At 63.3% G+C, this 14,826-nt stretch carries 11 protein-coding genes; 4 read left to right on the forward strand and 7 right to left on the reverse strand.

Going from position 1 to position 14,826, the window contains the following annotated elements; all coding sequences use genetic code 11:
* Positions 1-87: 87 nt before the first annotated feature.
* Both R2834_09640 and nusB read right to left on the reverse strand, forming a co-directional pair.
* On the reverse strand, positions 88-750 hold the full coding sequence (locus R2834_09640) for a metallophosphoesterase family protein (GenBank protein ID MEZ4700577.1): 663 nt from the start codon (positions 748-750) through the stop codon (positions 88-90).
* A 65-nt stretch (positions 751-815) separates the two neighbouring features.
* Positions 816-1,295, reverse strand: coding sequence for a transcription antitermination factor NusB (gene nusB, locus R2834_09645; protein MEZ4700578.1), 480 nt, complete (start codon positions 1,293-1,295; stop codon positions 816-818).
* Between the two features lie 253 nt (positions 1,296-1,548).
* On the opposite strand from nusB, the gene R2834_09650 reads away from it, so the two are divergent.
* Positions 1,549-3,975 carry a DNA internalization-related competence protein ComEC/Rec2 gene (locus R2834_09650; protein MEZ4700579.1) on the forward strand — a complete coding sequence of 809 codons (2,427 nt, stop codon included), beginning with the start codon at positions 1,549-1,551 and terminating at the stop codon, positions 3,973-3,975.
* Here R2834_09650 and R2834_09655 read toward each other — a convergent pair whose 3' ends face one another.
* Positions 3,976-4,818, reverse strand: a complete 843-nt coding sequence (locus R2834_09655) for a universal stress protein (protein MEZ4700580.1) — start codon at positions 4,816-4,818, stop codon at positions 3,976-3,978. It lies immediately after the preceding gene.
* A 590-nt stretch (positions 4,819-5,408) separates the two neighbouring features.
* Here R2834_09655 and R2834_09660 point away from each other — a divergent pair.
* The gene (locus R2834_09660; GenBank protein ID MEZ4700581.1) at positions 5,409-7,610 is read left to right on the forward strand and encodes an amino acid permease; all 2,202 of its coding nucleotides are present in this window, start codon (positions 5,409-5,411) and stop codon (positions 7,608-7,610) included.
* Between the two features lie 75 nt (positions 7,611-7,685).
* On the opposite strand, the gene R2834_09665 is transcribed toward R2834_09660, so the two are convergent.
* Positions 7,686-9,005, reverse strand: coding sequence for a glucose-6-phosphate isomerase (locus R2834_09665; protein MEZ4700582.1), 1,320 nt, complete (start codon positions 9,003-9,005; stop codon positions 7,686-7,688).
* A gap of 184 nt (positions 9,006-9,189) precedes the next feature.
* Here R2834_09665 and R2834_09670 point away from each other — a divergent pair, with 184 nt between their 5' ends.
* Positions 9,190-10,410: a molybdopterin molybdotransferase MoeA gene (locus R2834_09670; GenBank protein ID MEZ4700583.1), complete on the forward strand. Its 1,221-nt coding sequence runs from the start codon at positions 9,190-9,192 to the stop codon at positions 10,408-10,410.
* Between the two features lie 79 nt (positions 10,411-10,489).
* Positions 10,490-11,083, forward strand: a complete 594-nt coding sequence (locus R2834_09675; GenBank protein MEZ4700584.1) for a DUF4382 domain-containing protein — start codon at positions 10,490-10,492, stop codon at positions 11,081-11,083.
* Between the two features lie 77 nt (positions 11,084-11,160).
* Here the strand turns inward: R2834_09675 and R2834_09680 are convergent, their stop codons facing one another.
* The 3 genes from R2834_09680 to R2834_09690 all read right to left on the reverse strand — a co-directional run bounded on the left by R2834_09680 (position 11,161) and on the right by R2834_09690 (position 14,822).
* Entirely contained in the window at positions 11,161-11,547 is a 387-nt protein-coding gene (locus R2834_09680) for a Dabb family protein (GenBank protein ID MEZ4700585.1), read from the reverse strand.
* 78 nt (positions 11,548-11,625) lie between these two features.
* Positions 11,626-12,792, reverse strand: coding sequence for a cytochrome D1 domain-containing protein (locus R2834_09685; GenBank protein ID MEZ4700586.1), 1,167 nt, complete (start codon positions 12,790-12,792; stop codon positions 11,626-11,628).
* Positions 12,793-12,827: 35 nt separating this feature from the next.
* Positions 12,828-14,822 carry a hypothetical protein gene (locus R2834_09690; protein MEZ4700587.1) on the reverse strand — a complete coding sequence of 665 codons (1,995 nt, stop codon included), beginning with the start codon at positions 14,820-14,822 and terminating at the stop codon, positions 12,828-12,830.
* Positions 14,823-14,826 lie beyond the last annotated feature (4 nt).

Consider the following 14,826-nt stretch of genomic DNA (forward strand, 5'->3'; position numbering starts at 1 on the left):
GTTGCGAAAGTGAGGGAGAGACGCCAGGAAAAACAAGCGCAAGAAATGGCAGGGCGTCCCGAATGTTCCATCGGGCGCGGCGCGCGATCAACCGATGTAGTTTACCAGCACGAATTCGCGTTGAGGCAGCCGCACGGCGCAGAGACGGCCCATCCCCGGGTACATGTAGTAGACGCAACCGGTATCGATGCTGATCAGTTGCTGGTGGTTGATGGGCTCGGGATGCGGGGTGTGGCCGCAGACCACGGCCTTCTCCCATGCAAGGAAGCGGGCCGAAAAATGGGATCGATCCCAGAGGAAGGTTTTCTCCGAGGGGTGCCGCAGGTTTTCGGCCACACTGAGATGCGGCTGAAGGCCGGCATGGACGAAGAAAAAGTCCGGGGTGTCGAGATAGAGCTTCGTGTTTCGAATAAAGGTGAGATGCGATTCGGGAAGCTCATCGCGTCCGGAGCCGCCCACGTAGCTTTTCATGGTCTGGCGGCCGCCGTTCAGGTACCAGACCTCATCGTCGTGCCGGTTGCCATCGAAATGGTTGAGGAGAAACACCTCGTGGTTGCCGCGCAGGAAGGTGCACGTGTGGGTTTGATCGAGTTCCAGGAGGCGATCGATAACCCCACGGGTATCCGGACCCCGATCGATGTAGTCCCCAATAAAAACAAGATGGTCGTCTTCCCTGGGGCTGAGTTGTTCGAGTAGCGCGTCGAGGGTTTTGGCGCACCCGTGAATATCCCCGATCGCGATGAGGCCCATTTATACGATGAAGATCTTTTACTTTGGTGATGGAGCCGCTCCGGTGATGCCGGCGATGCGGGGAATCAAGAAACGATGCGGCTCTGGATGGTATCCATACCCACCAGCCCGCGCCCCGATTTTTTCAGTTTTCCTTCCTTTTGCAAGTCAAGCAGCACCGCGTCCAGTATGCCATTGATAAACTTTCCGCTGCGCGATGTGCTGTATTTCTTCGCCACCTCGATCGCCTCGTTGATCGAGACCTTGGGAGGGATGTCCTCGAACGAGAGGAATTCACAGATCGCCATGACCAGGAGCAACCGATCGATCAGCGCGATGCGCGAGATCTCCCAGTTCTGCGTGTGATTCGCGATGATCTCGTCGGCGATGTCAAAATAGTCCAGCGACCTGAGGAAAAGATTCGTAGCGAACTTGAGGTTCGCTTCGTTCTCGGCCAGATCGGGCTTCAGCACCGTATTGATGCAGTGTTGGGGATCTCCGCCTGCCAGCTTGAAGGCGTATAACGCCTGCATGACACGCTCTCTCACAATACGTCGGCTGCTCATACCGCGTCACATCAACCTGAAAAATTGTGATGGATGCTTACCTGCACCGTGCCACGAAGCACGACTCGACCGGGAGGTGGAGGCCGTAAACTAAACCGGTGTTTACAATTCATCAATGCCGGAATGGTTCTCTTTAGGCGGGGGGATTTCACCCCATGTTCTAAAATAAATGAACCACACGTATGCGCCATGGGGCCCGGAGGGTACGCCGGCAGGGCACGATGTGTCTAGATGGGAAAACGCGCTCCCATCCATGCACTCCATCCACCGCTATCCCGCGCTGTATCTCGCCGCAGGACTGGCGGCCGGCATCGCCCTGGCGCCCCGGCTGCCCGCCTCGGGCTGTACCGCGGGCCTCGTGGGAGGCGCCTTCGCCGCCGCCGGGGTGCCGCTGGTGTACCGCCTGGCCGGCCGGCGGCTCGTCTCTCCCGCGCCGCTGACCGCCACCGCGCTCGTGGTGATTGCGGCGGCGTCTCTCGGCGCCGCCTCCTACCTGTCGTTCAATCGGCATGTGTTTGCGAACGAGGTGGCGCTACAACATGCGTCGGCGCCCGGGGCCGCCCTATTGTACGGCCGGGTGGCCGGCGTACCGAGGCGCGATTCGACGCGCACGGTGTTTACCCTGGCGATCGATTCCGTCGATGCCCTCCCGCGCCCGTCCCGTGCCAGCGGGTCGGTTCGGATCACGATACGGGATACGCTCTCGGGGCTGTCCGCGGGCCAGCGGATCCGCATCCGGGCCCGGATCTCGATTCCGCAGGGACAGCGCAATCCCCACGCGTTTTCGTACCGGGCGTATCTCGCGCACCAGGGCATCCATACGGTGGGCACCGTCGACACCCGCGCGGGGCTGGACGTACTGGCGCCGGCGGCCGGCCTCGACCGTCGTCTCGACGCGGTCCGCCGGTTTATCGAGCGCGCGCTGGCGCACAGCGTACAGGCGCCGGAGGCGAGAGGGATCGTGCGGGCCCTGTTGACGGGCAACCGGGATGACCTCGACCCCGAACGGATGGCGCAACTTTCGCGAACCGGTCTATCCCACCTGCTGGCCGTATCGGGGTTGCATGTGCTGCTGGTCGGTATGTTGCTCTACAGTCACCTGGGGCCGTTGCTTATGCGGTTTGGGATGTCGTGGCGGTGGATGGAATCGGCGAGGGCGGTCGCCACCCTCGCGGTGCTCGTGGGCTACGGCCTGCTCGTGGGAGGCCGGCCTTCGGTGGTTCGCGCGGTGGTCATGGCCGGCTCGGTGCTCGCCGGCCACCTTTTCCAGCGCCCCGTCTACCCGCTGAACGGTCTGGGGGTGGCGGGCGCCGCGTTGCTCATCATCCATCCGGCGTCGTTGTTCGACCTCGGTTTTCAGCTATCGTTCGCCGCCGTTGGAGCGATCGTCGGTTTCGGGGACGCATGGCAGCGCCGGATGCCGGCTTCAGTCCGCGACCATAGGGTCAGCGCATGGCTTTCCGGCATGCTGCTCGTCTCCGCGGCCGCCACGCTGGGTACGGCGCCCGTCATGGTGCGCCAGTGGGGGGAAGTGCCCGTGGCCGGCGTGCTGTTGAACATCCCGGCGATCCCCGCGGCGTCGCTGGCGCTGATCTGCGGCTTGTTGACGGTGCTTACTTATGGGCTGAACACAGGCATTTCGGAGGCCTTCGGCGCGGTCACGGAGCGGGCGGTGCAGGCGGTGGTGCTGGTGGCGGATCGGGGCGATGCGTGGCTGCCGTTTCTGCGCATCCCTGTGGCGTGGAACGGGGTAGCCGGCCTCGTGGTCTTCTGCGGCCTCCTGGGCATCCTGCATCCGGGGCTTTCGGCGCGGTGGCGCTGGCGTCTGGCGCTGGTAGCGCTGGCGGCGGTGTTGGGCTCGATGCTCGAGCAGGCGACGCGCGCGCCGGCGCTTACCGTCCTGTATTTCGATGTCGGTCAGGGCGACGCCGCGCTGGTCCGCTTTCCCAACGGGCGGCACCTGCTGATCGACGCCGGGCCGGCGGACGGCTATGTCGATCAGGGCGAACGGACCATCCTGCCCTTCCTGCTTCACGCGGGGATCCGAAAGATCGACACGGTGCTGCTGACGCACCCGCACAGCGATCACATCGGCGGTCTGCCGGCTGTTTTGCGGCGCGTGTCGGTCGGGCGCATCGTACTCAACATGGAGGACTATGCCCATCCCACGATGCAGGACATCCAACAGCTGGCCGCGCGAAACGGCGTTCGTCTGCAGCAGGTGACGGCCGGCGACACCCTGGCGATCGATCCGACCGTCCATGCGCTCGTGCTGGCGCCGTCATCGGCTCCCTCCCTTTCCTCCAACCCGAACGAGCGGTCCGTCGTGCTGCGGGTCCAGTACGGGGATACCCGGTTCCTGTTCATGGGCGATGCCGAGGCCGGCGCGGAGCGTGAACTGGTCACGCGTTATCCGCAGCTCTTGCGCGCGGAGGCGATCAAGGTCGGTCACCATGGATCCCGAACGAGCAGCACGGCGGGGATGGTCGACCGCGTGGCCGTGGCTTCGGGCGGGAGAGCGGTGGTGAGCGTGGCCCGCGTCAACCGCTACGGCCTGCCCGACGAAGACGTGCTGGCGCGGTGGGAAGCCGCCGGGGTGGATCTCCTCTCCACCGACCGCCGCGGCGCGATCTGGCTGCGCAGCGACGGGACGCAAGTTGCCGAACTCGACTGGCGGTGATCAGCTCTCCAGGAAGAGCGGGATCGGGCTTTCCTCGAGGAGCGCTTCCGTGGTGGAGCCGAAAGCCAGTTTGTGGAGCATGTGCTGCGAATGCGCGCCGGCGACCACGAGATCCGCCTCGTAGGACACCGCATAATCCAGTATTTCCTTTTTCGGGTCATCGCCCACCAGGCTCATGGAGTGGGTCGTGTAGCCGTAGGCGTTCAGATAGCCTTTCGCGAGGTTGAGCACGAGTTCAGACTCGTCGTGCTCGCGTTCCTTGCACACGTGGACGACCTGGACTTCAAGGTCCAGTCCGAAGGGAGAAAACTGGGCGAACCGTTGCATGGCGCGCGCCGAGGCGACGCTGCGGTCGTAGGCCACGACCACCTTGCGGATGGGTTTGTACGTGTCGCCGACAATAAAAACCGGCGCGGACGTCCCCTTGACCACGCGCACGAGGGTTTCCGTGCGTTCGTTCGGGTGGCCGTAGAAAAAATGCGGGGTGCGGCCTACCACGAGCAGGTCGTGGTATTTCATGTCTTCCAGAATCCGCTCGAAGGGAACGCCTTCCTGGACTTCGTCGGCGTAGCGCACGCCGGCCTTCGCAAAGGTGGCTTCGAACTCCTTGATCAGTTCCTGGGCTCGCGCACGCGTCTCGTTGGTGAGGCGTTCGCGCAGACGTTCAGCATAATACATGCTTCCTATCCCCCCGCCCGAACTGCTCGATCCGATGGCGGCGAGGTCGATGCAGGCGAGACCTGTCACTTCCGCCTCATGACGCTGGGCGATGTCGATCGCGTAACGGCTTGCGATGGGTGTGTCTTCGTCGGGGTCGAGGGCTACGAGAATCCTTTTGAGCATGGTCTTACGGATGGTGGACGAATGTGCCGGGAGGTGGGAAAAAGCTTCCTATCCACATTTCGTTCTTCCTCTAACTAATAAGTAAATATATATAAGAGTAGTAAGGGTAGTAGTAGGGGCTGTGGATAAGTGGATTACTCCGGAATGCACATTGCGCTCTGGAGTATGTTGGAAAGTAGGGCGTTTATCCCCGGAATATCCACAGGTATTGACCGTAATCGCGTATCGGTTTTTGTCCTACAGCGAGGGGCGGGACAACGATGTCCACGTATCCACAGTAATCCACAGCCGCGCGGGCGGATCGCGGTCCCGGCTGTGCACATCCGAACCGGTTGTGGATTGATCGGGATAGGTTGTGTGGATGCGGAAGTTTTTTCCACCGCTTTGCACAGCGTTCTCGGATGTGGATATCCGGATGGGGTTGCGCACGGCTTATCCACAGGGTTGTACACGAATCCACAGGCTGTTTTGAAACGGCTCCCTGCGAATTTCCCGCCAATCTCCCCGCATCTGAAACACCGAACGCGCCAAGGGCAGTTTGAAGTGCAACGCCATTACGCCGACACGGCACCCACGTTCTTCTCCTCCCTATGCAGCTGAGCATCCCATTTCTCAACAAGGTCCAGTCCAACGGCTCCAAGAAGTTTGGCACGTTCGAAGGCGTCTTCATGCCGACGCTCCTCACCATTCTCGGGGCGGTGATGTACCTCCGCGTCGGCTGGGTGGTTGGCAATGCGGGGTTGCTCGGTGGGTTGTTGATCGTGCTGCTGGCCAACACAATCACCTTTTGCACCGGCCTCTCGATATCAACGGTCGCGACGAACATCCGGGTTGGCGCCGGCGGCTCGTTTTCGATCATATCCCAGTCGCTGGGGCTGGAAGTGGGCGGCAGCGTCAACCTCCCCTTTTATCTCGCGCAGTCGATCTCCGTCGCGTTCTACATCTTCGCCTTCACCGAGGGCTGGCTTTCGATTTTCCCGGAGCATCCGGCGGTGCTGGTCCTGTTCGGGTCGTACGGGGCCTGTTTTCTCGTCGCCTACATCAGCGTGGGTTTTGCGGCCCGGCTTCGCTATCCGATCATGCTGATCGTCGGTTTTTCGCTGATCGCGGCCTATATGGGGACGTTCGATACGTTTCGTCCCGCGCCGCTCGAAACGCCTCAGCTCTGGGGAGCTTTCCCGGAGGGGTCGTTCTGGCAGGTGTTCGCGGTATTTTTCCCTGCGGTGACGGGCATCCTGGCCGGCGTCAACATGTCGGGCACGCTGGCCAATCCGCGAAAGAGTATTCCGACCGGGACGATGGCGGCGGTGGTGGTATCGATGGTCATCTATCTGGCGCTGACTTACTGGGTATCGATCGTAGCGACGCCGGAGGAGCTGGTCGACAAGCTGACGATCATGGTCGACCGCGCGGCGTTTGGCTGGGCGATCCAGGCCGGCATCCTGGCGGCCACGTTTTCAGCCGCGCTCAACTCGCTCGTCGGCGCTCCGCGGGTGCTGCAGGCGATGGCGGCGCACGATGTCGTGCCGTTCGGCGAGGTGCTGGCGCGGGAATCCAAAAGCGGTGAACCGCGACAGGCCATGTTTCTGACGGGCATCATCGGGATTGCGACGATCCTTTTCGGTTTATCCGGCAACGGGCTGAACCGGATCGCCCCGCTCATGACGATGTTCTTCCTGATCACGTACGCCGTGCTCAACGCGGTCGTCCTGATCGAGCAATCGCTGAGCCTCACCAGCTTTCGCCCGCTGTTCAAGATACCCCGGCTGGTGCCTTTGATCGGGCTCGTGGGATCGGTCAGCGCGATGTATCTGATCAACCCGATGTTCAGCCTGGTGGCGACGGTGGTGATTTTTTCGGTCTACCAGTACCTCTCGCAGCGGCATCTGACGGCGCCCTGGAGCGACGTGCGCAGCGGCATGTTCGTGACCGTGGCGGAGTGGGCGGCGAAGCGCACGTTGAGCCTGCCTTCCGGGCTGGACCGGGCCTGGAAGCCGAGCCTGCTGGTCCCGGTGCAGACGGCCGCCTCGATCCGGTATAGTTACCGGTTTCTCACGGCGATCACGAAGCCCAACGGATCGCTCCACATCGTGGGGATCTATACGGAAGAGACCCGGGAGCAACTCGAAGGCCTGAACGGCTACAGGCAGGCGTTTTCCAACGACGGCATTTTCACACGCGTCGCGCTGCTCCACTCGCGCGGGTTTCGGTATACGCTGCAGACCGCGATGGAGATGTCGACGAGTTCGTTTTTCAGGCCGAACACCCTGTTCCTGCCGATCGACCCCGAGATGACGCGCGGGAAGATGCAGTTTATCGTCGAGCAGGCCGCGGTGAATCAACTCGGCCTCATCCTCTATGTCGATCATCCGGACACGGCGCTGGGACGCGAGCAGGTCATCAACGTGTGGATGCGGGAGCAGAGTCCGGACTGGCAGATCGGGTTGCGGTTGCCGAACCTGGATCTTTCGCTGCTGCTCGCCTATCAGCTGGCGCGCAACTGGGAGGGGCAGATCAACCTGATCACGGTCGTGGGCGACGAGTCGGAGCGCAAGAACGCCGAGCAGTATTTGCAGACGTTGCTGGATCTCGGCCGCATGCCGGCGTCGACCGTGCCGATCGTCGGGGTCGGCTCCTTCGACGCCTTCCTCAAACAGGTGCCCCAGGCCGACATCAACATCTTCGGCGTCCAGGAACAGGTGAACCTGGAATTCCTGAAGCGCATGTCGGCGCGGACCGAGTCATCCTGCGCGTTCGTGCGCGACTCGGGGTACGAGAGCGCGCTGGTTTGAGAAGGCCTGGACGTGCGGGGGCGGGGTGATGGCCGGCCTCGGCTGAAGCCGCCGCCCCGCCCCCATCCCATCATCTCACGGTTTGCCGAGCAGGCTGAACATCTCCTTCTTGTACGCCTCGACGCCCGGCTGGTCGAACGGGTTGACGCCGAGCAGGTAGCCGCTGACGGCCACCGCGTGTTCGAAGAAGTAGTAGGCTTCGCCGATCGTGTTCGGCGAGATGTCGCTGAGCCAGAGCGTCATGTTCGGAACGCCGCCGTCGGTATGGGCCTTGGACGTGCCTTCGTAGGCCTTGCGGTTGATTTCCGAATAGGACTTGCCCGTCAGGTAGTTCAGCTTGTCGAGGTTGCCATCCATCGACGGGACGATCACATCTCCGTCATCGTCTTCCGCCATCAGGAAGGTTTCGATGAGCTTGCGCTGACCTTCCTGGACGTATTGCCCCACCGAGTGGAGGTCCGTCGAGTACTGGAGCGAGACCGGGAAGAGGCCTTTGTGCTCCTTGCCTTCGCTTTCGCCGAAGAGTTGCTGCCACCATCCGCCGATGCCGCTGAGCCGCGGTTCGAACGTGGCGAGGACTTCGGTGGCATAGCCTTCCTGCGAGAGCAGGTAGCGGTAGCCGGCATACTCCAGCGCGATGTTGTCGTCGGTCAGTTGCGAATACGTTTTGCAGGCCGAGACCGCGCCGTAAAACAGCGAGCGGATGTCCACGCCGGCGACGGCGATCGGAAGGAGTCCGACCGGCGTGAGCACCGAGAACCGGCCCCCCACATCGGGCGGGATGACGTATTTCTTGTAGCCGCGCTGCTGCTGGAGCTGGTTGAGCGCGCCGCTCTCGGGGTCGGTGGTGACCACGATCCGGCTGTCGGCGTCGGTGAAGCGTTCTTCCATCCAGCCGCGCAGGAAGCGGAACGCCAGCGCCGGCTCGAGCGTGGTGCCGCTCTTGGAAATCACATTGAGGTAGACCGACTTGCCTTCGAGGTAGGCGAGCAGCTGCCGGATGTAGGCGCCGCTCATATGGTGGCCGGCGAACAGGATTTCCGGGCTTGCCTCGCGGTCATCCGCCGCGGAGGCGCCGGCGGACGCCATGGCCGCTTTCGTATTGAAATACGGCGTCAGCGCCTGGATGGTGGCCATCGCGCCGAGGTACGAGCCGCCGATGCCGATGGTGACGAGCACGTCCGCGCGTTCGCGGATTTCTTCGGCCTTGGCGGCGATGTCCTCGATCAGGGCGTCGTTCGGGTTGAGGAGGAGATCCCGCCAGCCCAGAAACTCGTGGCCGGCGCCGTTTTTGTCGATGAGCGTGCGGTGCGCCGCCTCGATGCGCGGGCGCAGCGCGGAAAGGGCACCGTCTTTAAGAAAAGAAGCCGCCGAATGGGTTTGGAGACGAATCATGAACGTTCCTCAGGGGGATTTATGCGATTCATGGTACATTGCGGTCCAGACGGTCCGCCTACCGGATCGTAGGTTATAAAATAGCATGCGCGTCAGCGAACCGTATCCCCAGCCGGCGTCGCGTGGCCACATCATGATAAGTCAGTAAACTACTTCGATAATCGCCTGGTCCCGGAAATACTTTATGGAAACCCTTCTGACGGTAGAAAATGCGAGATCGAGGATTCTGGAGACGGTCGCCGCGCAGCCGATCGACCGGGTCGGGTTGCAGGATAGCCTGTACCTGACACTCGCCGAAGCCGTGCGCAGCGACGACGACATTCCCCCGTTCGCCAACTCGGCGATGGACGGGTACGCGGTGCGATCGGACGACGTCGCCGGAGGCGAGGCGGTCCTCGAGGTCATCGACGAGATCCCGGCCGGCTCGGTGTCGGCGCTCACGCTCCGCGCCGGCACCTGCGCGCGGATCATGACCGGCGCGGCCGTGCCCGCCGGCGCCGACGCCATCGCCCAGGTCGAATGGACCGAGGCGCTGCCCGACGGGCGCGTTCGCATCCTCCGGGCGCCCGCCGCCGGCATGCACGTGCGCCCCGCCGGACAGGACGCGAAGCGTGGCCAGCGGATGATCGAGGCCGGCGAGTTGATCACGCCGCCGGCGATCGGGATGCTGGCGACGCTCGGGTACGGCACGGTCGCCGTCCGCCGGCCCCCCCGCGTGGCGGTGATCGCCACCGGCGACGAACTCCTGGATCCCGCGGAGCCGCTTTCGCCAGGCAAGATCCGCAATTCGAGCGGATACGCTCTCGCGGCGCAGGTCGTCGCCGCCGGCGGCGTGCCGCTGGCGCCGCTGCTCGCGCGCGACCATCCGGACAGCATCCGCGCCGTGATCCGCGAGGCGCTCGCGGCCGACGTGCTGGTGTTTTCGGGGGGCGTTTCCGTGGGCGACTACGACCTGGTGAAGCAGCAGCTCGACGAGGCCGGCATGGAGTTGCTCTTCTGGAAGGTGAAACAACGGCCCGGCAAACCGCTCGCCTACGGGCTGCTCGAGGGCAAGCCGGTTTTTGGTCTCCCCGGCAACCCCGTTTCGTCGGCGATGTGTTTCGAGCAGTACGTGCGGCCGGCGCTCGCGCGCATGCTCGGGCGTAACGCCGTCCTTCGCCCGCGGCATCCGGCCATCCTCGCGGCGGCCACGGCCAAGGTCCCGGGATTGCATTTTTTTACGCGCGGCATCGCGACGTACGAAGCGGACGGCCGCCTCACGGTGCGCGACACCGGCCCGCAGGCCTCCAACCTGTATTCCTCGGTGCTGGGGGCGAATTGCATCATCCATCTCCCGGAGGTGTGGACGGAAGCCCCGGCCGGCACGCCGGTCGACATCGAATGGCTGACCTGGGGCGCGATGTAGGTCTGCCCGGATGGCGCGGTGTTTGCGAGGCCTATCCAGCCCCTCCCACGCACAACTCCACACCATCCCAAGAACCATCATGTATCCCCATACAACGCGCCTCTCGGTAGTTCTCGCCGCGATCCTTCTCGTTGCGGCGGGTCTCACGGGTTGCGACTCGAACGATTCGCCGGAAGTCCGCATGAGCGTTCTACTCACGGACGCCCCACTCGACGACGTACTGGAAGCCAATGTGTCGATCGACCGCGTCGAACTGCTCGACAGCACGGGCACGACGACGATCCTGATGGACGAGCCCGTCCGGCTGGATTTGCTTAAGCTGCGCGACGGCATCACGACGGAGCTGGCCAACCTGCCGGTGCTCGCCGGCGCCTACCGCCAGATCCGGTTCATCGTGGGCGATTCCGCCTTCGTGCTCCTGTCCGACTCGACCATGGAGGAACTGAAGATTCCTTCGGGCGAAACGACCGGCATCAAGCTCATGGACCTGCCGACGTTCGAACTCGACGAGACGGACGATCTGGTGACGATCACGATCGACTTCGACGCCGAAAAGTCGTTTTTGAAAGCCGGCAATTCCGGGAAGTATATCTTCAAGCCGGTCCTGAAGCCGATCTCGATCGAGATCGACGGCGAGATGATCGAGGTGCCGGCCGATAGCACCCAGGGCTGACGCCCGAGCGATCTGCATAAAAAAAGGCCCTGCCGCAGCGGTTTTCACGCTACGGCAGGGCCTTTTCGCATCTCGTGTTATTCGGTGACTTCGTAATCAACTACAAAGGCACCTTCGAAAATACCGGAGGCGCCCAGCAGCTTGCCGAACGCGGCATGATCGGGGTGCGGCAGGTAGGCGTCGCGCGCCGCGGTGTCCTTGAAGGTCAGCTGGTAGACGTGCGTGAACCCCTGATTCAGGCCTTCGGGGCTGTTGTTGATGCCGTGCTCGAACTGGGTGATGCCGGGGATCTTGTCCTTCAGCGCCCGGAACGCGTTGGTGATCTCGGCGATCTGCGCGTCGGTTGCGCCGGCTTTGTACTTGAAGATGACGACGTGTCGGACAGGACCTTTTTGCGTCGGGAGCATGGCGGTGGTAAGGACGGTAGCGGTGAGGACGAGAAGGAATGCAGCGATCAGTTTCATGGCGGACGGTCCGATGGAGAATACAGAGGAGTGTCGTGTAATATCGCGATCGTTTCCGTCGAAAAAAAGACCGGCCTGTCAGGGTGTCATCTTCCAGAATGCAATGCCGCCGGCCTGCTTGCCGATGTCGACCGTCGCCACCTTCTCGAGGCGCGTCAGATCGATGACGTCGACCGCGCCCGGTTCGCCGCCGATGCCCTCCGCCGTCGCAAAGGCATACTTCCCGTCGGGGCTCACGGCGACGCCATGGGTGATCTTGCGGGTGCTGGGCACTACGGCGAGGTACTCGCCGGTGGCCGTGTCGATGATGCCGACCGAAGCGGCCCCTTTGTGGGTCACGACCAGTTTCGTCCCGTCGGGGGTGATGTCGATGTTATAGGGCGCTTTTTCGGTTTTGAAGGTCCGTGAGATCGACCAGGTATCGAGGTCGACTTCGGCGATCATGTCGATGCCGTTGTTGGCCACGTAGACGATCGGTTTCGAGGGATGGGGCATGGCCCAGGTGGGTTTTGCCGGCTTGTATTCGGTCATCCCGCCGTGATGATCGGGGTTGTGGCCGCCCTCGTGCGCCATCTCCGGCGGTGCCGCCGGGGGCGCTTCGTGATTCATGGTGTGGTCCATGCCGGCCGTCCCGTGGTGCTCCAGGATCGTGGCGGAGGGATTCACGTTGAGCCGGCGCGAGATTTCGAGCGAGAGCGCATCCATCTCGAACAGCTCGTCCGACATCATCGCCACCGAATACTGGTGCATGCCGTCCGGAGAGATCCGCGAGCCGTGGGGCATGATGCCGGTTTCGACCTGGGCGATCTCGGTCATCGTTTCGGGTTCGACGACGGAGACGGTGCTGGGCACATGATCGCCGTGGAGGTTGAAGTTGACGACGTAAAGGAGTCCGGTTGCCGGAGAAAGCTGCATGGTGGCCGGGTAGAGCCCCAGTTCGACTTCTCCGACGACGCGGTCCGTTCCCGTCTCGAACTTGTACAGCTTCCCGAATGGGACGCCGTGCGCCATCGTGAGATACCAGTGCTTCCCGTCGGGGTCCACCGTAATCCCATGCGGCCCTTCGATTTCCGTGGGCCACGCGCCGACCGGGATGGTTTTTACCACCTCGGCCTGCTCGCCGTCGAAGCGGATCAGCGCGACCTCGTCCTCCGACTCGGCGTTGGCGTAGACATAATACGTTTGCGCCGCAGCCGGCGACACGAAGAGCGCGCCGGTGAGCAGCCACGATGCCAGTCGTTTCATACCATTCCTGGAGCCTTGACTCGTATAGCCGGACCCTACAAGTCCGGCTTCTTTTCTTCCTGTTTCAGCCTGACGACCCAGAGGCCGCTGTTCATGTCCGAGAAAAAGATCTTCCCCTTGAACGCCTGCGGGCCCCAGGCCATCGGGCTGTTGGCGATCTTTCCGCCTTCGTCGGCGGCCCGGAACACCGCGATCTCACGCCCCTGATCGTACAGATTGCCCATGAGATCGCCCGAAATGTCCACGGCGCGCAGGCCGCCCTGGTAGTAGGCGACGTAGAGCGTGTCTCCCTGGACCCACAGGTTGTGCGTGCCGGCTTCGGGCACCTCGTACCGCGCCACCTCTTTCGGGTTGTTCACGTCCGTCACGTCGATGAAATGCACCCAGCCGACGGCCTCCTCATTGTCGAGCATGTTGCCGGCGGTCGAGGGGATGAAGTGCTCGTCGCCGGCGATGATGTAGCGTTTGCCCGTCTTTTTGTCGTGATACGGGAAGGCGGCATGGTTCCAGCCGCTGGGGTAGGCGTAGGAGGTGATCATGACGGGGTGCTCGGGGCTGCCGCCGGCGATGCCGTTGCCCACATCGACCATCACGACGCCGTCCGACCAGTTGGACGAATACGCGATGCCGTCCTCCACCCATACGTCATGGATGGAATGGCCCGGCGTATCGAGCTCGAAGCTGCCCACGCGATGGGGCCTGGTGGGGTCTTCGATGTTGATGATGTCGTACCGCTGGCCGGCGCTGAGGGCGTACACATGGTTCTTGTAGATGAACACGTTGTGGACGCCGCCGGTGAGGTTCTCATCGTACATGGAGAGGATGCGGACATCGTACGGATTCGAACAGTCGAGGATGACCAGCCCGTTGCGCCGGTTCGACGCGCCTTCCCGGCTGATGACGCAGACGCGGCCGTCTTCGGAGACCTTGACATCGTTGACGGTCCGGGCGTCGACCGTTACGGTGTCGATCAGGACCGGCTCGTCGTTCGTCACGTCCCAGAAATAGGCTTCGCCGTTGGCGCCCCACGTGCCGGTGACCGCGTAATCCCGTCCGTCGACCCCTTCCCACACCCAGAGGTCGGAGGTGAAGACATCGCCGACGATGCCCTTGCCGACGAGTTCGATTTCGCCGGCGGCTTCGCGCGGCGTAACCCGGATGCCGATCTGATCCACGGTGTTGCCGCTGGCGGCCAGGATCGTGTAGAGGCCCGGTTTTTCGGCTACGAACCGTCCGTCCTGTTCGATTTGCCCGGAGGAGGCGGGGCCGAGCTTGCCGTCGTCCATCAACGCGGCGAACGTGTAGGTGATGGGTGCGTCGGTGACGGGCCGGCCGGCGGCATCGCGCGCGGCGGCTTTCAACGCGACGACATCGCCGGTGCGCACCTGGGTGGCGGAGGCGGTCAGGTCCAGCCGGGCGACCGGGTTCGGCAGCACCTCGACGACCTGGCGCGCCCGAACGCCTTCGGCTTCGGCGAGCAGGGTGACCGATCCCTTCGCATGCGCCTCCAGGTAGCCGAAGGCGTCGATGGAGGCGATCTGGTCGTTCGAGGACGTGACGCGCACCGCGACATTATCGCGCGGCATCCCCATGGCATCGACGACATCGAAGGCGATCGGGGTCCGCGTGTCGGTATACACCTTCGCCGGCCCGCCGGCAAACGCGAGCGAGCGAACGGGCGGGTACGGCACCGTCACGGTGAGTTCGCCCGAGATACGTACCCGTTCCCCATTCTGCATCAGCATACCGCCGGCAATAACGGTATGCTCGCCCGGGAGGATCGCCCTGAGCATGCCTGTCGCGCGGTCGACCTCCAGCGCGCGGCGCGCGCGGGAAAAGTAGAAGATCTGCGCCGATTCCTGCGTCATGCCGGCGGCGTCGACGATGCGAACCGCGACGGCGGCGGAGTCGCCCACGGCAAGCGTGAGTGCCGGCGGGTCGATGACGACCGAATAGCCTTCCTGCGCGGCGGACATGCGGGGGCCGGCGAGCAGGATTAAAATCAAAAGTGTTGCGAACGATTTCATCATCGGA

The sequence above is a fragment of the Rhodothermales bacterium genome, assembly GCA_041391505.1.
Lineage (GTDB): Bacteria > Bacteroidota > Rhodothermia > Rhodothermales > JAHQVL01 > JAWKNW01.